Annotated in this window: 17 protein-coding genes; all 17 read right to left on the reverse strand. The window is 51.9% G+C overall.

From position 1 onward, the window contains the following. Window positions 1–100: 100 nt before the first annotated feature. Window positions 101–1,306, reverse strand: a complete 1,206-nt coding sequence (gene metK, locus ACFFK0_RS10645; protein ID WP_377470157.1) for a methionine adenosyltransferase — start codon at window positions 1,304–1,306, stop codon at window positions 101–103. Between the two features lie 137 nt (window positions 1,307–1,443). After that, window positions 1,444–1,716 carry an alpha/beta-type small acid-soluble spore protein gene (locus ACFFK0_RS10650; RefSeq protein WP_377470158.1) on the reverse strand — a complete coding sequence of 91 codons (273 nt, stop codon included), beginning with the start codon at window positions 1,714–1,716 and terminating at the stop codon, window positions 1,444–1,446. A 105-nt stretch (window positions 1,717–1,821) separates the two neighbouring features. After that, window positions 1,822–2,412 carry a hypothetical protein gene (locus tag ACFFK0_RS10655; RefSeq protein ID WP_377470159.1) on the reverse strand — a complete coding sequence of 197 codons (591 nt, stop codon included), beginning with the start codon at window positions 2,410–2,412 and terminating at the stop codon, window positions 1,822–1,824. Between the two features lie 107 nt (window positions 2,413–2,519). Beyond that, the gene (locus ACFFK0_RS10660; RefSeq protein WP_377470160.1) at window positions 2,520–5,660 is read right to left on the reverse strand and encodes an S-layer homology domain-containing protein; all 3,141 of its coding nucleotides are present in this window, start codon (window positions 5,658–5,660) and stop codon (window positions 2,520–2,522) included. 430 nt (window positions 5,661–6,090) lie between these two features. Next, complete coding sequence (locus tag ACFFK0_RS10665; RefSeq protein ID WP_377470176.1) at window positions 6,091–10,023, reverse strand: S-layer homology domain-containing protein; 3,933 nt, start codon at window positions 10,021–10,023, stop codon at window positions 6,091–6,093. A gap of 166 nt (window positions 10,024–10,189) precedes the next feature. Next, a complete protein-coding gene (locus ACFFK0_RS10670; protein WP_377470178.1) occupies window positions 10,190–11,290 on the reverse strand; it encodes a glycosyltransferase family 4 protein in 1,101 nt (366 codons plus the stop codon). 168 nt (window positions 11,291–11,458) lie between these two features. Beyond that, window positions 11,459–12,214: a WecB/TagA/CpsF family glycosyltransferase gene (locus ACFFK0_RS10675; protein ID WP_512700672.1), complete on the reverse strand. Its 756-nt coding sequence runs from the start codon at window positions 12,212–12,214 to the stop codon at window positions 11,459–11,461. Window positions 12,215–12,221: 7 nt separating this feature from the next. Continuing rightward, window positions 12,222–13,376 (reverse strand): polysaccharide pyruvyl transferase CsaB, encoded by a 1,155-nt coding sequence (gene csaB, locus ACFFK0_RS10680; protein WP_377470161.1) that lies wholly within the window; start codon window positions 13,374–13,376, stop codon window positions 12,222–12,224. Beyond that, the gene (locus ACFFK0_RS10685; protein WP_377470162.1) at window positions 13,352–15,406 is read right to left on the reverse strand and encodes a DUF5693 family protein; all 2,055 of its coding nucleotides are present in this window, start codon (window positions 15,404–15,406) and stop codon (window positions 13,352–13,354) included. Before ACFFK0_RS10685 ends, csaB begins: the two co-directional genes overlap by 25 nt. Before the next feature lie 101 nt (window positions 15,407–15,507). Next, a complete protein-coding gene (locus ACFFK0_RS10690) occupies window positions 15,508–17,232 on the reverse strand; it encodes a phospho-sugar mutase (protein WP_377470164.1) in 1,725 nt (574 codons plus the stop codon). Between the two features lie 31 nt (window positions 17,233–17,263). Further along, the gene (gene fabZ, locus ACFFK0_RS10695; RefSeq protein WP_377470165.1) at window positions 17,264–17,704 is read right to left on the reverse strand and encodes a 3-hydroxyacyl-ACP dehydratase FabZ; all 441 of its coding nucleotides are present in this window, start codon (window positions 17,702–17,704) and stop codon (window positions 17,264–17,266) included. A gap of 180 nt (window positions 17,705–17,884) precedes the next feature. Continuing rightward, window positions 17,885–18,448, reverse strand: coding sequence for a CDP-alcohol phosphatidyltransferase family protein (locus tag ACFFK0_RS10700; RefSeq protein ID WP_377470167.1), 564 nt, complete (start codon window positions 18,446–18,448; stop codon window positions 17,885–17,887). Between the two features lie 52 nt (window positions 18,449–18,500). Further along, window positions 18,501–18,722 (reverse strand): DNA-directed RNA polymerase subunit beta, encoded by a 222-nt coding sequence (locus ACFFK0_RS10705; RefSeq protein ID WP_377470168.1) that lies wholly within the window; start codon window positions 18,720–18,722, stop codon window positions 18,501–18,503. A 24-nt stretch (window positions 18,723–18,746) separates the two neighbouring features. Further along, window positions 18,747–19,598 carry a flagellar hook-basal body protein gene (locus ACFFK0_RS10710; RefSeq protein ID WP_377470169.1) on the reverse strand — a complete coding sequence of 284 codons (852 nt, stop codon included), beginning with the start codon at window positions 19,596–19,598 and terminating at the stop codon, window positions 18,747–18,749. 8 nt (window positions 19,599–19,606) lie between these two features. Then, a complete protein-coding gene (locus tag ACFFK0_RS10715) occupies window positions 19,607–20,515 on the reverse strand; it encodes a flagellar hook-basal body protein (RefSeq protein WP_377470171.1) in 909 nt (302 codons plus the stop codon). A gap of 111 nt (window positions 20,516–20,626) precedes the next feature. Further along, the gene (locus tag ACFFK0_RS10720) at window positions 20,627–21,625 is read right to left on the reverse strand and encodes a rod shape-determining protein (RefSeq protein WP_377470173.1); all 999 of its coding nucleotides are present in this window, start codon (window positions 21,623–21,625) and stop codon (window positions 20,627–20,629) included. 201 nt (window positions 21,626–21,826) lie between these two features. Beyond that, complete coding sequence (gene spoIIID / locus ACFFK0_RS10725; RefSeq protein ID WP_377470174.1) at window positions 21,827–22,114, reverse strand: sporulation transcriptional regulator SpoIIID; 288 nt, start codon at window positions 22,112–22,114, stop codon at window positions 21,827–21,829. Window positions 22,115–22,516: the final 402 nt, after the last annotated feature.

Raw genomic sequence — 22,516 nt, forward strand, 5'->3', positions numbered from 1 at the left:
AGTTAGGTATTTAGTAGCAAAATAAAAAACGGCTGCCCTTCTCACGCTCGGGTGAGATGGACAGCCGGTGCTTCCGTGCTGATTAAGGTTTAGATTTTGTTTAGCTGAGAGCTTCTGCCTTCAGCAGCTCCGCCTTATCTGTACGCTCCCATGGGAGGTCCACATCGGTACGGCCGAAGTGGCCGTAGGCAGCTGTTTGCTTGTAAATCGGACGGCGCAGGTCGAGCTGCTTGATGATGCCGGCGGGACGCAGGTCAAAATGCTTCCGAACCAGCTCAACCAGCTTCTCTTCGCTGACTTTGCCTGTACCGAACGTATCGACTGCGATCGAAACCGGACGGGCTACACCAATCGCGTATGCCAGCTGCACTTCGCACTTATCGGCGAGACCCGCGGCAACGATGTTCTTCGCCACATAGCGAGCCGCGTAAGCGCCGGAACGGTCTACCTTCGTAGGATCCTTGCCGGAGAAAGCGCCGCCGCCGTGACGCGCGTAACCGCCGTACGTGTCGACGATGATTTTGCGGCCTGTAAGACCCGCATCGCCTTGAGGACCACCGATAACGAAACGTCCTGTTGGGTTAATGAAATATTTTGTTTCCGCATCAATGAGGTTAGCCGGAACGATCGGCCCGATTACCTGCTCTTTCAGATCGCGGACGATTTGCTCATGGGATACGTCTTCACTGTGCTGCGTGGAAATGACAATCGTATCGACACGAACCGGCTTATCTCCATCATATTCAACCGTTACCTGGGTTTTGCCGTCCGGACGCAGGTATGCCAGCGTGCCGTTCTTACGAACTTCCGTGAGGCGGCGTGCCAGTTGATGCGACAGGGAAATCGGCAGCGGCATGAGCTCAGGTGTCTCGTTGACCGCGAAGCCGAACATCAGACCCTGGTCGCCCGCACCGATCGCTTCGATCTCATCGTCGGTCATTTGGCCTTCGCGAGCTTCAAGCGCCTTGTTTACGCCCATCGCAATGTCAGGGGACTGCTCGTTGAGCGATACCAGAACGGCGCAAGTTTGGTAGTCAAAGCCATACTTTGCCCGTGTATAGCCGATATCCTTCACCGTTTCCCGTACGATAGATTGAATATCTACATACTCGGAACGGGATGTGATTTCACCAATAACGAGGACCAGCCCCGTAGCTACCGATACTTCACATGCAACACGGGCATTCGGATCGTTCTTCAAGAACGCATCCAGCACCGAGTCTGAAATCTGATCACAAATTTTATCCGGATGTCCTTCTGTGACTGACTCCGAAGTAAATAAACGTCGACCGCGTGTATCCGCCATGTCCATCGACCTCCTGTTACCTAGTCTCTACAAAAAATGAACCTTTTCCTCTTGGAAAAGGTTACATGCTTTGAACCTCAATTTATGATGTTACTCTATTTGTCGATACCTGTCAATAAATTAGTTGAATTATGCCACTATAGTGTAAACATTAATTCTTCCGCTTTGCGAATGAGACGACTTGTGATCGCGCCCCCCACTGCTCCCGCATCTCGGGACGCGATATGCCCCCAATAATCCTCTTTGATTTGAGTTGCCGGAATGCTGCCAAGCTCAGTTGCAAATTCGGTGTCCGCACCGTAATTCACAATCTGTGGGCCAACCGGCAGCCCCATCTCCGCGGCGATCTCGTACTTCAACGCATCCAATTCCTTATGACACTCGGGAACAACTTTGTTGTTTCTCGCCATGTGTGCATCCTCCTTGTCGGTGAAGTCTAGTTCTAGTATCACCGATTTCAGCAGGCTGACACGAATAACTTGTTGTCAATATGGGCAAAATTATGGGTGTAGCCGTTATTGCGTTACTTTCGTTTCATCTTCATTAAGGATCGAGTACGCACCACGTACCATCACATAGATGTCAGCCGTATTCTTTGGCGCGGCCTTAATGCCTCGACCCTCACGCGGGAAAATAAGCAGATGGTTGGCTTCGATGGTCGCACCCGCGGGAATGTCCTTGCCTGCAGTTACATCCGGAATGCCGTTGTCGTCGATACTCACGGCCACAGTTTTGCCGGTACGAACGATGAGTTCGGCTCCCGCTCCTGCGTAAAGAGTTTGTCCGTTCTTAAGTTGGACGATGGTTATGGTTGATGATGTTGGTTCTGTTGTAGTAGTGGTTGTTACTGTTGATGGAGTGGCTGCTTTTAGTTGCTCATTAATAATCTGTTTAATCTTGTCTTCGGTTATTGGGGTCCCTGACTGTTGTGCTGCTGATGTGCCGCCGCCCTTTAGTAAGCTATCGACGTAGCTCTTCGTCACTAGCGGATCATCCACTGTGCCACCTGAGGTTGTGCCACTGTCGGCTCGAACAAAATTATAACCGCCTGCAAAAAGCAGGGAGCTGAGGATAAAAGCATAAACAAGTTTGGCTCTGCCTTTCAATGCTACACTTCCTTTACTGCTTTTCTTTCATGATACGGGAGTTTGTCTTTTTTTGTCTATGACAAAAAAAGAAGACCCTCCGGGGTCTTCTTTTTTTCAACTAGTACTTATTTCTTTACAATAACTGCAGTTGTTGCGGATTTACCGTTAGCAGTTGTTGCTGTAATAACAAAGGATTCAATGTTATCGCTCAAAGTGAAGGTGCCGTCTGGGGAGATGCTTACAGTACCAGCAGCCTTGTCTGTGGTTTGAACATCGGATACACCGTAACGTACGCCCAGGTGCAAGTCATACTTATTGATATTTGTTGTCTTGTACTCAATACCGTAGTTGTCGACAACCTTCAGGTCCATAACCTCTGGAGCCTTCATTGCTTTAATTTCAGTCAAAGTTTTGTCATCACGGCTCTTCTTATCTGCCGTAATGGTATCTACCACAACTGCGTCTGTCTTAACTGTAATATCGCTGGAAACACGGCCGCTTTCGCCTTTAGCGTTAATGAAGTCAACACTTACTGTCGCAGTTCCCGCTTTATTACCGAGTACATACCACTTCTTGTTGTCAGAGCTTGCAACATCATTCAACTGTGCCGCTCTAGCTACTGTGTAAACAGAAGATGTTACCGATTGAATCATGTTCACAGCATCGATAGCTACTTTGTTACCGCCGTTGTCTTTCGCGATCAGCTTAACTTCCTTATGCTGCTTGCTCAGAGCAGCGTTATCAAAGTCTCCGCCCTCGTATGTCTTGTCGTCAATAGCAGCGAAAGCATTATTCAGAGCTTCAACAGAGTAGTTAAGAGTTTCTTTCGCCGGATCAATTACTGTTATTCTCTTAGTGAAGCTGCTTACGCTAGAATCCTTCACTGTGCCGTCGCTAGCAAGTTTACGAACGAAAAGTTTTACTTCAACATAATCGTTAGCCGCTACGGGAGCGCCAGCTTTAAGAGTAATCTTAAAGTCTTTGTCGTTTACAAGGCTGAAATCTTTGATTGACTGACCATTTGACAGTGCAGTATCACCGATTGCAACATCGAAAGCTTCAGTTTTACCAGTAATGGTTACATACACATCATTACTTACAGTAGCACCGTTAGTTTCGCTGTACGTGTAATCGGCTTTTTTCTTAAATTGAGCGTTGTTTTGGTCATAGACATACACTTTGCCTTTTGCTTCGATAGCCCCTACGCCATCAACAACTTTAGAAGGCATATCGGAAGCTAATTTAATGGACGAAGCGTAACGAGGCGAAGATACGTTAAACGTTTGAGAAGCAGTAGTGCTATTGCCACCGAATGTGTTAAAGAGATTAATGTAGATGAAACCAGTACCTTTTGTCACGCTGGAAATGTGGATCTTACCTTTGTGCTCGCCGGCTTTAACGATATAACCTTCTTTCAAAACGCCGCCGACACTACCCTTAACACCCACAAGCGCACCGGTAATATTGATGTTGTCAAATCTGCCGTCTTTAGCATTTTGTACAATATCGTCAACACTGAGCTTATCTCCATTTGCATCATACGCATTGATTGTTACGTATTGGTCAGTGTCGCCTTCTGCAAAGGTATTACCCTCAATCTCAACTTTCGATGCTACTTTAGCAGCGGAAAGCTTGATTTTAGTTGTTGCGGTAGTGCTGGCACCGTATACGTTCAAAATTGCTTCTGCGTTACCTTCAGGCTTTTTCTTCAGCTTGACGATTGCAACGCGCATGTCATCGCTGTTCCACTCCCAGTTGCTATCCTTAATGTCTTCAAAGATAGTTGGGTTCGGGCTAATATAAGCAGAAGGTGTGTTTACAGTATCCATACCTTTAACAATAACACAACCGTACTGGTCATACTCAACCAGAGTTACTTTTGCTGTGTCGCCTTCTTTGTTCAGTGCTGTTGCACCGTTTTGATACTCAGGTTCTTTAAGCTCAATCTTGCTAATATACGGTGCGTTACCGATTTTGAAAATCTTTTGCGCCTGAACATTGTAATTGGAATCGTTGATGTTGATGGAAACTTGGCTCTGACCTTGAGCAATATCTCCGTTCTTAGTCGAAAGCTCAACAAAGGTGTCGCCAGTCGATGTAGTCTTGATTTGCGGCGAACCAGTTGTTGCGAATACCGAGAAACCACCGGAAGTCAGGCTGGATCTCTCACCGTATTGGTTAGTTGCCTGGAAAGGAACGCGTACTTTGCTGGACCAAGCAATTGTGTCACTAGCGTTAGTGAACTCAATCTTCTTAACTACTTCATTCTCACCTGTGAAGGAGCCTGTAGCATTTTCGATTTCAGAAGCATCCAAGCCAGCAAGAGTTACAGTATAGTCACCAGCGGAAATTTTAACGTCTGTCAGTTCGAGTACAGCCACTCTCTTGTTGTCTTCGAATTTAGTCGTCGTTTTGATTTCCGAAGATCCACGCTTCAGTGTAAGCGTAGCTTTTGCGGTGTCTACATCGCGGTCAAGTGTAACTTGAACCTTCTTAACACCGATTGGCTTAACTTCTTTTACAGATACTTTTGCAGGTTGATTAGCATTGTCGAATGCTTCTTTAGCGCCGTACGAAGCAGTTACCAGGTCGGAGCGGCTTGCTACTTTACCGCCGTCAGCGTCAGCAGCCAGAACACCCTTCTCGATAGCTTGCTTAACAGCGTCAGCGTACCAAGGGTTGCCGGAAGTGCTAGGCTTGATTTTCAGACCTTTCAGAAGGCCAGTTGCCAGTTCGCCGATTGTTACGTTAGCGTCTGGATCGAAGGAAGTGTCGGACTTGCCATCGAGGTAGCCGGCTTTCTTAGCAGCTTCGATGAAGCTAAGTGCCCAGTGATCAGCAGCTACGTCAGCGAAGCTGGAAGTCTTAACGTTAGCGTCAACTTCTACGCCGTATACATTAACCAGGATTTTAGCGAACTGTCCACGGGTCATCGGCTTGTCGATACCAAAAGAATCTTCGGAATCGCCTTCGAAGATACCAGCTTTCAGCAGCGCATCGATCTTAGCAAGCAGTGCTGCGTCTTTGCCTTCGAGATCTTTGAAATCCTTGGAAGTCTTCGCAGCCGTTGCAGCAGCGTCTGTTGTTGTAGTTGTAGTTGTAGTAGTGTCAGCCGCCATTGCGGAAGTTGCAAACATCGAGAGTGCTACTGCTGCGGAAGCGATCACTTTTAAGCTTTTCTTCATAACCTTTTTGTCTCCTCCTCGGATATGTTTCGGTTGTTGGAAGTTTTCTTTGTCATTATGATTGTAGCTCGAATTTCTCATTTGCCGATTCACCCCCTTTCCAGAGTAAGAGCCGTTAGCATCCTTATTGGATAAAGTACTGTGACTCGGGGCCACAGAAACTAGTAAGTAAAGATAGAGAACTAGAGATGCCTCTAACCACTTTAACATTATACAATGGTCAAAAGGTCGAGTAAAGAGATATTTTTGTGAATTTGTTCCAGTGACGGGTGATCTCGACTGTGCGATTTCAAAGTATTAAACGCAAGTTATCGGCAAAAGTTGCGCGTCTCGCAAAAAACTTTGAAATCTTTTTTTCGAGGGGATCGGCGTTGCTCTTTCGTATATCTCTTTGTGTATCACCTCGTCTACGTGTCTTAATATACTATGATCCATCTTCATTGTCATCACGTATAATTTTCCACGTAATAAAGCAAAAGACCGCCCGCAATCGGACGGTCTTTCGGACATATTAAGATAAGTTCGCAGGCAGTGCTTTAAGATACTTCTGAAGCAATCTTACAGCGATCTGTCCGGCTTCGGCACGAGTCATATTTGCCAGAGGGTTGAAGTACACCGCCGGCTTTGCCTTACCCGTCGGCTCTACGCCATTCGTTGAACCTACCATGATACCGGCTGAGTTCAACGCATCGACTGCCGGCAAAGCGTAATGGTTAATTTCTGCGCCATCAGCAAAAGCCTTTTCGATTTTCGCTTTCAGCTTGCTATCGTTAACCGCCTGCTTCAGACTCAGCGCGCGTGCAATCATTACGGCCGCATCCTGGCGGGTCAAAGGCTCGTTCGGTGCAAATACACCGTTATTTTGGCCCTGAACGATCCCTGCTCTCGCTGCTGTCTCAATCTCCTCAAAGCTCCAAGTGATAGGATGGGCACCCGGGAGGACGTCTATGAAAGTACGGTTGTTCGGATTTTGATCCGTATACAGCTTCATGCCCAGCGAACGAACCAGAATACCGGCGAATTCGCCGCGAGTTGTGCTGTCGTTGGCACCGAACGCATTGTTGTAAAGAGCAGGCATGTAGCCTTTGGAATAGAGCGCCTGCAGAATGTCGCGGGCCCAACCGTGGTCGGTGACGTCGTCATAACCGTATTTCAGTTTGCCGACAAAATAGAAACCGAAATTTTCAAAAGGCACTGTAATCGTATTGTTCTTCACATCAACGACGCCGCCGAGGTTTTTCCAGCTCGGAATGCCGCCTAATGTAGAAGTTCCGTCATCCAGATAAAACACGGTCAAATTGGTTCCCGCCATGTCGACTACATCGGAGTTGAACTTCAGCGTCAGCTCTCCGCGTTCGCTTGGTGCAATTTTGCGCGGGATGTTGTTGTTATACTGGGCGTAGGCTCCTTCCTTCGAGTAAGGAGGAAGGCCTCCGGTTGCAGGCCGGTAGCCAGACTCGCCTTTGCTGCCATATTCCCCTAAGCCGGCCGAAATCCAGTAGTAGGAAGATACCGGTGTAAAATGGTCCCGTCCGAACTGAGCGGCGAAGAAGTTCGACAAGGAACCGATTTGGATGATGCTGCCCGCATTCGGCGTACGGCTGTCAGCAACGGAACCAAGCTTCTGACCATAGTCGTTGACGAGTTCAGTATTTCCGTTAGTCGGGTCAGCTATACCGAACAGGAGATTTCCCTGCGGCTGAACCTTGCCGTCGCTTACGCGGCGAAGCAGTGTGCCCTTCTCAAAGGTAAGCTGAACCGACTTATCAAAGACAGAATGCTTCGTACCCATCTTCTCCATGTACATGGAGCCTACTGCAGGGTCTGTAACATATCGGACTGTTACCGTATCTTTAATATCCCCGGTAGCACGCTTTACAACCACATTAATTTTATTATCAGCATCGCCTTTGAGACCGGTAACGGTATAAACGTAACGGTCTGCGAAATCGGTTCTCGGTTCCGCTTTATTACCGTTAATCGTAACTTCGCTCGCACCTTTCGCTTCAATATCGAAGAGAACGAAGTTTTTGTTTACGATGATTTGATCGCCGGTGTTAGCAACCGGAGAATACAGCTTGTACGGCTCGTTCGTACGCTGGATCTCCAACGTCTGTGTCGATTTGCCGCCGTTGCTGTTTGTAATCACAATCGTGAATACAGTTGTCCCTAGATTTAGTGGTACATTATTGAGACGGAATCTGAAGCCGCTGGTGCTGCCGTAGAAATCGGCGGTTACGCCAGTTACGCCAATCGTCTGGCTTGTTAATCCCGAAGCGATATCAGCTACATACAATAAAGTAGGACTTCCGTTAGACACTTCCACGTGCGTCGCACCGGATCCTTCGAAGAACAAATCCACCGCATCCAATGTTGTAGCATAGTATGTGGTTTGATACTGGAATTCCGGTGATGCCGGCAAATACGCGGCCGGGTCCGAGCTGCTGAGCGGTCCGCGGGTCGTTGTCGAAGACGCTGGCGGCGTTAACGGACGCACATTGGCGAATGTAGGTACATTCTTATCAATAATATAGAACTTAATCGACTTTTCATATTGACGAAGGACACCCGAAGCTCCGTCTGAATAGTTGGCAATTACCTTAATTTCGTTCTGTCCGAAGAACAACGGACCAGCTGTCCGGTCAACAGGCAGGTCTTTGCTTGGGATATCATGCGTTAACCCGTCAGAATTAGGAGTAACTGTCGGCATATAAAGACTTGTCTTGTCCACACCGTTGATCAACAGCTGTGGATTCGTCATCAAACGCGGGCCAAAGCCGATAATTTTTCCTGAGAACGGGATCGTTAAAGTAGCCCCGCCTGAGGAATCCATATAAATGACTTGACCCTCCGTCAAATTATCAATGGTAATGTAGTTCTTAGAAACATGATTCACTGTTGCCGAATAATCCGGACCCGGCAGCGATGCTTGGTCTACCGAGAAACCGAGGGTTTGGTTCCCTTCAGTCATGCCGGAAACTTTGTAGACGACACCCTTATACTTGGCACCGCTGATTGTCACCGAAGGAAGCTGCGTAGCGGTGAGCGAAACTGACGGACTCGTTCCGGTAGAAAGAACATCTACTTTCAGTGCGCTTCCGGCTGGCACTCCGTTCGCTGGTATAGGCGGAACGGCTAAACTATCGCCAGGGTCCGAAGTAGTAACCAGCACATAGAACGAAGAATTTTCGATAGATTGACCGTTCAGCGGAGCCGTTACAGTGTTATCGTCAATAGCAGTAGGGTCCGTATTCTTACTTGTCGCATCAGGAAGCAAAAGCACAGAGTTGACCAGCACCTGTCCCCAAGCTTGTGTATACGAATAGCGGTGGGAAACTGGTGTAAACGTGCCGGTAGTTGGCGTATAACTCACTTTAACGTCCAAATTCTGCGTTGCCGCGTAACTTCCCGGCCCCGTCGGATCGGCAGTCATATTGTACGTTCCAGTCACTTTAACCAAACGGTATGCTGGCGTGCCATAAGTGCTGTTGATCACCGTTTCAGTTACAGTAGGAGCACTAAGGGATGCAGCCCCGTTGAATGTAATGGAGCCGTTCGCGGCAAACGTATTGCTGTTGTACGGCAGCAGGAACTCCACCGCCACTGTTGGCGTCGCGTTCGTTCCTGTAAATGCCGGCGGCGTTGTGCCGATCAAGCTTTTGGTTTGCCCGTTTGTCAAGTCAACTCTTGTAAACGGATTCGCTGTATCATAATAATAGATCCGGCGTTGAATCTTGATGGAATCAGACACGCTGGATAACGTGATGTCCAGATCATTGATGCCCGGCTGAAGCGTTAATCCCGGTGAATAGAAGGAGCCGTTGCCATATGTATTAAATGAAGTGCCGTTAACGGTAATTGTCTTTACGTTGCTTGTCGTACCTTGCAGCATCACGCTGTTGGACGTAACGACAAGACCCGATCCTTCGTTCAAATCATAGGCAATGTTACTGGACACCGCTTGCATGCTGTTCAAGATAGGTGCGGTATCATACAAAACATAGAAATAATCCGTATTGGTCGAATTGCCTTGATTGCCGGACATGGAAAGCCGGTTAAAGCCGGGATACAAGGTAATTCCGGTAACGGAGAATCGGTTGTTCGCCGACGATACGATCGGCATCGTCATCGAATTGCCCGGAACCGCAACCCACGAATTGGTCTTTGAATCGTAAATAATCTGATCTACAGTCAACTTCATGGAGCTGGCGGTTACCTGCTGATACACACCGGCTATCGACATGGTGCTGGTATTGAAAATCTTCACCATATCACGTGTGAGCGGAGTCGTCTTCAAATCCAGGTTAGCCGTAGCTTTAATCGTGCCGTCGTCCGGAATGAAGTAGTTCGGTGCATTAGCAGTTGCAGCTACGACAGGATTTACCGGCAGCAGGGTAAATACAAGCGCGAGCGTCAGCAGATAACATAGCACTTTCTTCGTCATGTTACTCAAGATGCTCTCTCCTTCTCTTGATTTTATAGTTAGGTATATCTGTTATATCGGCAGGAAGTCTCAAAATGTTTACCTGTTTATTGGATATTCAGCCAAGGGATAAAAAGGAAGAGCCCCCTTCTCTGGAAGGGAGCCCTCGATTCAACTAGATCCGTAATCACTTCGGCATACGGCCCGGCATCGCTTTAACCCGGATTTTCTGCAGGAAGTTCAGCACCGGCCGTCGGCTCTTGCTGATAATGCCGATCATCTCCGCACCGATCACCAGGATCGCGAAGAGCGCCGCGGCAATCAGAATCGCCACCCACAGCTCCGCTTGAGACATCAGAATGGCGCTGAGACCGAATACAGCCGAAATACCGTAAATAATCAGCACCGTCTTACGGTGGCTGAACCCGAGCTGCAGTAAGCAATGGTGCAAGTGGCTCTTGTCTGGAGCCGAGATCGGCATCTTATTCACGTACCGGCGAAGGATAGCGAAGAACGTGTCGGACAGCGGTACGCCAAGAATCAGCAGCGGCACCAGGAACGAAATCAGCGTCGCTTGCTTGAAGCCCATAATTGAGAAGACTGCCAAGCTGAAACCAAGGAACAAAGCGCCGGTATCGCCCATGAAGATTTTCGCCGGATGGAAATTATAAAACAGGAAGCCGACAATGCTCCCGAGCAAAATCGAGCTAAGAAGCACGACCGTCACGCCGCTGCCGCCCATCAGAAGAGCCAGCACGAGAATGGTCGCCGTAGCGATCCCCGAGACGCCCGCGGATAAGCCGTCCAAGCCGTCAATCAAATTAATCGCGTTCGTAACGCCTACAATCCAGAAGATGGTCAGCGGAATACTGATCCATTCCATCAAGTTCCAAGAGTCGCCGAACGGGATATTCAAGAAGTCAATGCGGAAGCCATAGGCTACAACAATAATCGCCGCAATCAGCTGACCTAGCAGCTTCCAACGGGGCGACAGCTGGAACCGGTCGTCCAAACCGCCGGTAATGACGATCACCAGACCGCCGACCAGAAGCGCCATTGCCGCATCCCTGTTGAAGGTATCAATAGCGGGTGAGACAATGAAGTAGGCTCCGACAAACGCCAAAAATATCGCAAGTCCGCCCAGGCGGGGCATGATGCGGGTATGCACTTTGCGATGATTGGGGGCATCCACTGCACCTACCCAAAAGGCAAACTTCTTGACGAGCGGCGTCATCAGCAGCGATATCAAGCAGGCGGCCACGAATCCAATCCCATATAACGCAAACATCATAATTCCTCAACAGCCCCTTTATCTCGTGTCTACGCGCTGAAAATGTTTTGTAAATCGCAAATAACCTTACAAATTATACTCCCAAACCTTTACCTGCGCCATACGGAAAATGTGCCTTTTCCAGCGTTTTGCGGTAACTTCGGCGAGTTTGGACGTGACAGCGCGCTATTTCGTTACATTCTCTTTGTCCCGCATCACCTTAAGGGCGAATTTCGGCAAAATCAGCATGCGCTTGTACCGCGCAGGCTCTTGCAGCAGCCGGTAAAACCATTCCAGACGAAGCCGCTGGAACAGCTTGGGCGCCCGCTTCAAGCGGCCGGACAGCACGTCGAAGCTGCCGCCGACACCCATCATTACGGGGACGCCGAGCCGTTTCTTGTACTTGGCGATCCAAGGATCCTGATTGTTGGCCCCACGGGCGACCAGCAAAATATGCGGCGCCGCAGCGGCAACGTGGGCAATCACCGCCTCGTCCTCCTCGTCCTTGAAGAACCCGTCGCGGCAGCCGACGATCTGGATGCCCGGATACATGGCGCGAATTTTATCCGCCGCGGCGTCTGCAATTCCCGGAGCCGCACCCAGCAAATACACTTTCCAGCCGCGGCTGTTCCCCGCCTTCATCAGCTCGTGCATCAGGTCGTAGCCGGCCACCCGCTCCGCAACCGGTTCGCCCACGTAGCCTGCGGCCCAAACAAGCCCTGCCCCGTCGGGAACGACGAGCTCGGCATCGCGAAGCATCTTCATGTAGCTCGGATTGTCCAGCCCGGTCATCAAAATAATCGGGTTAGCCGTCACTACCTGATTCGGTTCGCCGCGCTCGATTACGTCCGTCAAATATGAAACGGTGTCGCGCATGTTCATTTTCGATACGGGTACGCCGTAGATGGATACGGTTGGTATGCCTTGATGTGCTGCTGTCACGATGACCTCATCCTTTAGAACGGAAATAGGAGCAAATTTGTTGCGCAGGCAGCTGGGCCTGTCTTTTCAATTCTTCGATGGCCGCCTCTTTTTCTTTGAGCCACTCATCGCGGTGAAGCAGCAGACGCCTGCATTCCCGCACGACGCTCTCTACATCGAATGCGGCCGTGGAGGCTGCGGCGTTCATGCCGAGCCGGTGCAGAAACTGATCGATCTTCGGATCGTAAGAGATGCCGACCATCGGCACCTTCTGGGAGGCCGCGTAGATGAGCGAGTGCAGCCGCATGCCCAGAACGACGTCGCACGATGCCGCCTCGGCCAGCATATCCTGCGGATGCGTTACGCCGCGGGCCGTCGTCACCCTGCCTGCAGCCGCATCGGACAATTTCCCTGCTACATATTCAGAAGCCTTCTCATCCGAAGGAAGATGGAACGGCAGGAACCGCACGGCCACATCCTCCCGCTCGTCCAACAGACGCTGCAGCGCTGCGGCAATTCCGTTAAGCTCCGAGCGGTCTTCGTTCCAGAACCGCACCGAGACGCCGATCGTACGTCTAGCCTCCGGCGAAGCTTCTCCCGCATGATTTTGCACAGGTGCTTTCAGCGGCAGTCCCATGACCGGGTCCGGTACGATTTCGACCGGCGCTTTCAAGCCCATCGTCGACAACAGCTCGGCGGACTCCCTGTCGCGGACGGACACGTAAGCCGCTTTGCGGAACACGCCGCGAATCCACGAGAAGAACAGCTTCCGGTTCACCGGCCCGACGCCCTGCGAATAAATGAACGTCGGCTTGCCGAGCAGCTGGGCCAGCTTGATGATGCCTAAGTAATAAGGGATCGTCTTGGCGCTCGTCGCATCCTGGAGAAGACTGCCGCCCCCCGAAATGAGTCCGTCGCTCGAGAGGATCGCCGCCGACACTTCGCTGTACCTCATCCGATGATAGGCTTGTACACCGTACATCCGGCGCGTAAGCTCCGGGTCGATGGACAGCACGATCGGCTCGATCCGCAGCCCTTGGCGTTCTCCCTGTTCTTCCAATGCCAGTAAAATCGATTGAAGCACCGCTTCGTCGCCGCTATTTTGAAATCCGTAATATCCCGACAGCACGAGCCGCACCGTGCGCAGCGGGGAACCCGTTACTCCTGCAGCAGTGGAGACCATCGCTTCCAACTCCTTGCCAGCAGCTCCCATAAGGCGATCAGAACGAGGCCGATCAAGGCGCCGAACACGAGGCCGTACGTTACCCGAATGAGCGAAATATGCAGCGGTGTATGCAGGTGACAGAACGTATCGACGATAGAGAGCTGCCCCATCACCCCGATGAGATACAAGTAGCCGGAATGACGGTATTTGACCGCCAAGTACCCGCCAAGCAGGAAAATCGGATGGGCGAACAGGAACTCCTTCGACCTCGGACGTACTTGAAGCACGTTCTCGAGGAAGGAACGGAACAGCATCTCAAATGAGGACGCTTGGCCTTCATTACCTGTCCGCGACAAGTAATAGAAGCCCGCTCCGAGGACGACCGCCGCAATAATCACCCATAAGACGTTGATATTGAAAGCCAGCATGCTGCGAATGCGCGCAATCTGCTCCTTCCGCGTAAGCTTCTCGCTGAAGAACAGCAGATACAGCCCGACAATAACGAACGGCAGCAAGTGGAGAATGCTGACACCGCGGAACTGCTCAATTACAAGCAAGTACGTAATCGGATTCAGCAGGGCAACGACATATACAACCCCTATGAGCGATACAAGCGACGTGCGGATCAGCTCCAGCGCGGCATAGCCGACACGAGAGCGCGCCCGGGACGCTTGTCCGTTATGGATACGGCGGATGGCCAGAATGACCGCAAGGCTCGGTGCGAATACCGCAACAGCCAGCGCCAAACCTTGGGCGTACAAGCTTCCTGACAGGAAACGCAGGCCGACCGCCCCGACTGTACCTATCAGGAGCAGGGCAAGCGCCGTTTGCGGCAAGAAGTAAGATACCGTTAATGCTATCAATGCCACACCGCCGAGCAAAATAAACACGCGGGCGACTTTCATCCATACGTCATATTGCGTAATTTGGAACGATTTTGCGGGAGCGATCTCGAAGCCGAACTTCTGCACCCGCTGCACGGCCCCGTCCGGACCGGACAAGCTCTTGTAAATGCCGCTCAGCGGATCGGTAATAATCCCCTTATCGACACTTCTGCCAGGCTTGGCGTTTAAGAAAATCATCCGGATATTGCGGTCCTTCACGGCCAGCACGAACCGGTCGGACACGTCCTGGATCCTGCTATCGAGCATGCTTTGCGTAATACCCGCTTCCGTCAGCTTCTCGCCGTCCCTCTCGGTGAACGAATGCAGACGGACAACATTGTAGAACGTTTCCTTAGCAACCGTTTGAAAGCCTTTTTGCGGCGTCTTCAGCAGCTCGATATTCGCCAGCCCGATGCCGTGAGCCCGAAGCATGTGGCTGAATTGCTCCAACCCTTCCTTCGAGTCCTCCTTGTAACCGGGGACCTCGTCCCCATCGACCAGAATCCGCGTAACGCCGAGATCGTGGAAATCGGCGAGCAGCTTGTCCATCTTCTGCGGATCGAACGGGCGCTTGTTCGACACCCGCATGACGAGCTGGAAGTCTTGATCCTTCAGCGCTTTCATCGTGAACGGATCGGGATCCATCGGCTTCAGCGTCGCTTCGTCAGCCGACATCTCAATAATAAGGCCCTGCTGACCTTTATAGGTCCACGGCCGAACCTGCACGCCAAGCGCGGTGAACGCTTCGGTAATCATGGACTGCAGCGTGCTCTGGGTTGCCGTCTCCGTGAACACGACGTAAGTAAAGTTTTCGCCCGGCTTCGCAACCGTCTGCGTCGCCAGCGCCGCTTCACGGGAATTGAACACTTCAATGCGGCGGCTTAAGCGCAGCTCCTGCAGCGTTGCCTCATACAAGGCGAGTGATCCGATGCCGGCCTGCTTCATCTTCGCCAATTCTGCGTTTATGAATGCCTGCGGCGCCGGCTTCATATCGGCTATATCCAGCAGATCCCGATAGTCAAATACGAACTCCACGCGGTTCGCCGACGTCTCCGTCTGCTGCCGCGCGAACACCAGAGGCAGCGCGCAAAGGGTGCCGACCAGCGTCAGGATCCAGAGCAGCCTCCGAGTCCGTTGATTCCAATAGCGATACAAGTTCGCCAAACTGTTCACATCCTTCATGATGGGTAAAGAGTCTGTCCGTACGGCACGTGCCGATGCACAGCATCGGCTCAGCCTCCTTCATCCGGACAGACTCCTCGAATCTAAGCGTTATCGACGATTTGCAGCACGGCTTGAACCAGCTTCTGCAGCCGCTCCGAAGCTTCCGTACCCGATGTTCCCTTCACGGCAAAATAAAACTTAATCTTCGGCTCCGTGCCCGAAGGACGCATACAGAACCAGGAATCGTCCGCCAGCTTGAATTTGAGGACGTTCTCCTTCGGCAAGCCGTGCAAGCCCACCAAGTAGTCCTCGACTTCGGCAACCTGTACGCCCGCCACTTCGGCAGGCGGCGCCGAACGCCACTGGCTCATCATGCGGGCGATTTGCTCAACGCCGTCCTTACCCTTGAGCGTCTTGGACTCCAGCTTCTCCATGAAGAAGCCGTGCTTCGCATACAGCTCCTGCAGGACATCGTACAGCGTTTTGCCTTGGCTCTTGTAGTACGCCGCAGCTTCGCAAATCAGCATCGAGGCGACAACGGCGTCCTTATCCCGGGCATATTGACCGGCAAGATAGCCGTAGCTCTCTTCATAGCCAAACAAAAATTCATATTCGCGGCTGTGCTCAAACTTCGTCATAAGCTCGCCGATGTACTTGAAGCCTGTCAATGTATTGAGCGTCGGAACGCCATAGCTTTGCGCGATGACTGCCCCCATCTCGCTCGTCACGATCGTCTTGATCACAACCCCGTTCGCCGGTAAAGCGCCTCGTTCTTTCATGCTGGACAATAAATAATCAACCATAATTGCGCCGGATTGGTTTCCGGTCAGTACAAAGTATTCTCCGTTTGCGTCCTTCACAACGGCACCCATCCGATCGCAGTCCGGATCCGTGCCGATGATGATATCCGCCCCTACCTGCTTCGCTTGCTCGATCGCCAGAGTGAACGCTTCGCGTTCTTCCGGATTCGGCGACTTCACCGTCGAGAAGTTCGGATCCGGCTGCTCCTGCTCGGCCACAATATGAACATGCTCGAAGCCGATTTCCCGAAGTGCCGCTCGAACCGACAAATTCCCTGCACCGTGAAGCGGCGTGTACACAATATGGAAGTCCGGGCTAATCTTCTTCACAACGTCCGCATTTGGACTGACCGCGGTAACCGCAGCTATAAATTTCCGGTCAATGTCCTCGCCGATCCAAACGAGCAGACCTTGCGCTTCGGCATCCTCTCGCGTCAGACGCTTAACCTGATCGAATCGGTTCACCAGGCTGATTTGCTCCAGTACCTGCTCTGCATACTGAGGCACCAATTGACCGCCGTCCGCTCCATATACTTTATACCCGTTATACTCCGGCGGGTTGTGGCTGGCCGTAACGACAATCCCGGCTGAAGCGCCAAGCTCGCGGACGGCGAACGACAGCTCCGGCGTAGGCCGCAGCGAATCGAATACATAAGCTTTCACGCCGTTGCCCGCCAGTACGAGCGCAGCCTCCAACGAAAACTCGGGCGACTGATGGCGAGAATCGTGTGCGATGACGACTGAAGGCCGTTCGGCATCGTTCTTCCCTCTAGGTGCAGTAGCTAGCAAGTATTGGGCCAAGCCTTGCGTCGCGCGTCCGACGGTGTAAACGTTCATACGGTTCGTCCCCGCCCCGATCACACCGCGCAGACCGCCGGTTCCGAATTCCAAATCCCGATAGAAGCGGTCTTCCACTTCCTTCGGCTGGTCGGATATCGCTCTCAGCTCTTCTTTCGTCTGCGCATCGACAGCCGGATCTTGCATCCACAGCTCATATTGGGTTTGCACACGATTGATCTCGTTCATACGTCCACTCCTCATCTCGACTATATAATGTTTATTGAGAGGTGCCTGCGTCTACCATGGCAAACATCAGTTCACCTTCACAAACGATGTTTCCTTCTACTTTAGCAACGGCGCTGACCTTGGCAATCGTCCCTTTCAAACGGGTGATGGTTGCCTCCAGCACAACGGTATCGCCCGGAACGACTTGTCCGCGGAAACGAACCCCGTCAATACCGGCAAACAAGCCCAGCTTGCCCTTGTTCGACTCGACATTTAGCATCGCCACGCCGCCCACTTGAGCTAGCGCTTCAACGATGAGCACCCCCGGCATGACCGGATAGCCTGGAAAATGTCCCTGGAAAAACGGCTCGTTCATCGTAACGTTCTTAATCCCTACAGCACGGACCCCCGCTTCCAATTCGGTGATCCGGTCTACCAGCAAAAACGGCGGACGGTGTGGAATGATGTTCTGGATCTGTTGTACGTTAAGCATATGTGCGTTCCCCTTCCGGCGTTTGAATAAAATGTTAAGTCTCAACTTACAATAACATTATCCTTCACGAGCTGCAGCCGTGGAGGTTGAGATAAGGAGTCTAGCCCAAGGCGGCGAAGCGTTGTTCGCATTCCGACCTGGGGATAGGCTCTTTTTTTCCTGCGATCATGTGCTTGTCCTCTAGGACCGGCTTAACCCTTTATCCTTGTTGGCGGCAATAAATTTAATAATATAATACACCGTGGTTACAAAAGAAAACCCGATCACGATCCATAGGTAAGGGATTGCGTAAGGCAATTCGAAAACAACCCATACAATCGCAATATAAAATAGCACCGTCGTCAGCTTCCCCATCCAATTGGCGGGAACGGTCTTGCTGCCGCGGAAATGGAAAACGGCGGAGCCGACGATCATCCCCGCGTCGCGGGCCAGCATGGCAATGGCAGCTGCAATCGGGATGTAGCCGCTGATCACGAGCGAAACGAATACGGCAATCATCATCGACTTGTCGGCAAGCGGATCCAGCATGGAGCCGACGGTGGTGACCAGCCCCCGTGTGCGCGCCAAATAGCCGTCCAGCACATCGGTAATACCCGCAAGCAGGACGATAGCGAACGCGAGCTGCATATTCACCTGAAAAAAAACAAATAAATATATAGGAATTAGGATAAAGCGGCTGATCGTCAGAGCGTTCGGTACGTTCACTTCGCCCTTCACCCCTGAATAAATTACGATATTTCCCATCCATTATACCGCTGCTCGGGCAAAAATAAAACTCCCTTGCGGGAGTGTCTTGTTACTCGGCGGCAAACACCAGGTCAAACAGGTGCTGCCAGGTCTGAAATTCGAAGACGTCGGAAGCCGATCCTCCGCCTAATACCACATATCCGGCCGTGAGACCGACGAGCAAGGCGACGAGACATGCAACCGGAAACCAGCCGTATTTCAGCAAGCCCAGCGTCACCTTCAACCAGATCGGCCTGCGGCGTGCCTCTTTCGTATTTCCTTGTTCCGTCATGCCGTACTTCCTTCCTTCCTGCCGTTACCCGCGCAGGTTGTTCGCCAGATTCATCATCGTATCGGCCGAAGTCAGCGCTCTGGCATTCAGCTGGAACGCACGTTGGACCGTCACCAGCTCCGTCATCTCATCGGATAAATTTACGTTCGATTGCTCCAGATAGCCTTGGCGTACCTGAACGTCGTCCCGATTCGTTACGACCTCCAGAACGTTCGCAGCGACAAGATCCGGATTATTCTGCAGCTTGTACAGACCGTCGCCCATTTCATCCAGCAGCTGAGGCCGAACGACGCGAACCAGGTTAATTTGGCCTACCGGCTGAGTCTGTTGTCCTGCAGAGCCATCTTTATAAGCAGTAATAATGCCTTTACCATCGATCTGCGGATGGAAGCCTTCCGGTATCCGCAGCGGCTGACCGTTTGTACCTAACAGCAGATGTCCTTCCTTGGTTGCCAGGAAGACTCCGTTACCGTCCGCAGCCGGCGACAGGTTGAAGGCTCCATTACGCGTATAGGCGGTCTCCGTCGCCGGGTTCCCATTGGCATCCTGTGTTTGAACCTGCACCTGGAACATCCCTTCGCCTTGGATGGCGAGATCTGTCGCATTCTGCGTCGGGGAAATCGGGCCCTGCGCAAAATTCGCCTGAATATTGACAAGTTTCGAGCCCCAGCCGAGGTTATAACCGAGCGGGCTTAGCCGGCCGTCTTTGCGGAACAGCTCCGGCTGCTGCTTCACATTCGTGAGCACGTCCTCGAAGGAAGCCTCCTTCTTCTTGTAGCCGGTCGTATTGACATTGGCGATGTTGCTGGCCAACAGGTCGAGCTTCTGCTGCAGCGTGTGCATCGATACGGAAGAGTTAATCATGGAGTTATTCATCGTTTATCTCACACCCTCCCGATCTCGTTCACGGCTTTTTCCATGCTTTTATCGTAAAACTGTATAACCTTCTGATTCGCTTCATAGGCGCGCAAAGCCGCCATAATATCGACCATCGCCTGCTCGGGGGCGACGTTGGAGCGCTCGATGAAGCCTTGCCGAACCGTCACCTGGTCACCGGGCTGCAGCCCGGTGACCGTCCCCGCATCCTCTTCCCGAACGTAATAGAGACCGTTTCCTTCGCGTACGAGCAAATTCGGGTTATCCGCACGGGAAAGGAGCAGAGCGACTCGTTGCCCTGCGGCATTGTTGAGCGGCTGGCCGTTCTCGTCCAGAAATTCGCCCGCAGCGGTCACTTTGAAGTCGTGGATCGGAATTTCCTGCCCGTTCACTACGCGAACAAGCCGGATCGGCTGGCCGTCGCGGCCGAGCACCTGCAATCCGTCGCCGTTCACAAGCTCCCCAAGCGCATTGACTGTAAACTTGCCGTTCAATGAATAACGCCGTTCGTTGTTACCGTTCAGCACGGTAAAGAGCGCCTGCGGCTGAAACACACGCTGCCCGTTCTCATCGACATATTTGCCCGAAGCGTCGAATGCCGCACCCGGCACTTGAATGTCGGAAACAAGCGCGAAGTCGAACGGATTCAGCGTCTCTTGGAGATCCCCCTGCGCGTGCAGAGAAACGTTCTCTTCCGCGAGCACCCCCGTATGGATACGCCCGACGGTAACCGATCGTCCGGCCTCTTCCGGACCGCCCCGAATCCGGGAAATCAGCATCTCGGGGAACGAGCGGGAAACCGCATTGCCCTGCTTGAAGCCCGGCGTATTCAAGTTGCCGATATTATTCGTCAGAATATCGTGTTTACGCTGCTCGGAGATCATGCCGGATGCAGCGGTGTACAGTCCTCTTAACATAGGAGCGTCTCTCCTCCTTGCGGTAGCGCCCGGTGTCTCCCGGAAGTCGCGATTACCTTATATAACGGCAAATCGAGCAAGATTTTGAAGAGGAAGGTTCCTCCACCTGCACTAGAATTTGCGGCGCGTCACCTTATCCAGGTTATCCAGCATGATGCCGGTGCCTTTCACAACACAGTGCATCGGATCTTCCGCGATCAGAATCGGCACCTTGAGCTCGTCGGCCAGCAATTGATCCAGCCCGTGCAGCATCGCGCCGCCGCCGGTCAGGATGACGCCCCGATCGATAATGTCAGCCGACAGCTCCGGCGGCGTCCGCTCCAGCACGCTCTTGGCCGCCGTTACGATCGATGATACCGGATCCCACAGCGCTTCCTGCACCTCGTCCGAGTGAATCGTAATCGTCTGGGGCAGACCGGACACCATATCGCGCCCGCGAATATCCATCGTCTCGTTGCGGCCTCTCGGGTATACGGTTCCGATCTTGATTTTGATATCTTCCGATGTCCGCTCGCCGATCAACAGCTTGTACTTATTTTTGATATACTTCGAGATCGCGATATCGAACTTGTCTCCCGCAATTTTGATGGAGGAAGACGTTACGATATCGCCCATTGACAGAACGGCCACATCCGTTGTGCCGCCTCCGATATCTACAACCATATTGCCGTACGGCTGGTAAATGTCCATGCCCGCCCCGATTGCGGCAGCCTTCGGCTCCTCTTCCATGAAAACTTCGCGCGCCCCGCTCCGCTCCGCCGCCTCGCGAATCGCCTTCTGTTCTACGGAAGTAATGTTCGTAGGCGCACAAATGAGAATACGAGGATGGCTGTACCAGCGTTTTCCCCCTACTTTGCCTATAAAATACTTCAGCATTTGCTCCGTCACTTCGAAATCGGCAATAACGCCGTCCTTAAGCGGGCGAATTGCGACGATATTGCCCGGAGTCCGTCCGACCATGCGTCTGGCCTCTTCGCCGACGGCCAGCACCCGCTTCGTATCGCTCTCTATGGCCACTACCGAAGGCTCGTCCAATACGACGCCGCGCCCTTTGACGTGGATCAGCACGTTCGCCGTACCCAGGTCGATTCCAATATCTTTGCTTAACATGACGATTGTAGCCTCCTAAACTGCTTAAGCCCGTTCAGAGCCGAAATATCCATAGTCTCATTATAACGAAATTCGCCACAATGTCGACATTTCCTCTTTTATCTGTCCAGAATCGACATTACATTCATGTATGGTAAGCATCGCCCAAGGCGGCCCGAAAGAACGGTCCGCCCGGTACAACGCTGATATGGTTCATAAATTTTAGGATTTGCTGGCGACTAGTTCCGAGGTTCTGGGGTTTCTTGTTTTCCGGTATTTGATCTTCGTTGCTTCGCCGCCCCGCAAGTGGCGGATGGACTTGTGATATTCCAGGATATGCTTGACTTGGTTGGCCAGCTCCGGGTTAATCTCGGGCAGCCGCTCCGTCAGGTCCTTGTGCACCGTGCTCTTGGAAACACCGAACTCTTTGGCAATGGTGCGGACGGTATTGCGGGTTTCCACGATGCAAGTACCGATCTTGATCGTCCGCTCCTTGATGTAATCGTGCACTCCCCTCGCCTCCCTGCTCGAATTAGATTGGTACATTATATGAGGGGCATAACGTTATATTCTTGATGGACAAGGGAGGTTGGCCGATTTGGGGAAATTATTTCCCCGGAAATGTTTGCGGCGAGGATGGGGGATGGCTCCAAACTCTGCGACACTGCGGATTGGCTTGTGGGTCTCCGGCTTTCTTAAACTCGAGTTCCACTGAATACTCTTAAGCTGAGGGAACCGAGTTTAAAGGCGCACGCTTCGCTCTCCGACCCACAACCCATCCTCCGTTCTGCTCCGTATGGCGCCATCGACCCCACACCGCAAACATAAAAAAGCCACCCTCCCTTGTATCATGAACTGCACCCCGTCAAGTAGACAGCACAAAAAATAAAGATCTATGAAGCGGCCTTAGCC

Source organism: Paenibacillus chartarius (genome assembly GCF_042432825.1).
GTDB lineage: Bacteria > Bacillota > Bacilli > Paenibacillales > NBRC-103111 > Gordoniibacillus > Gordoniibacillus chartarius.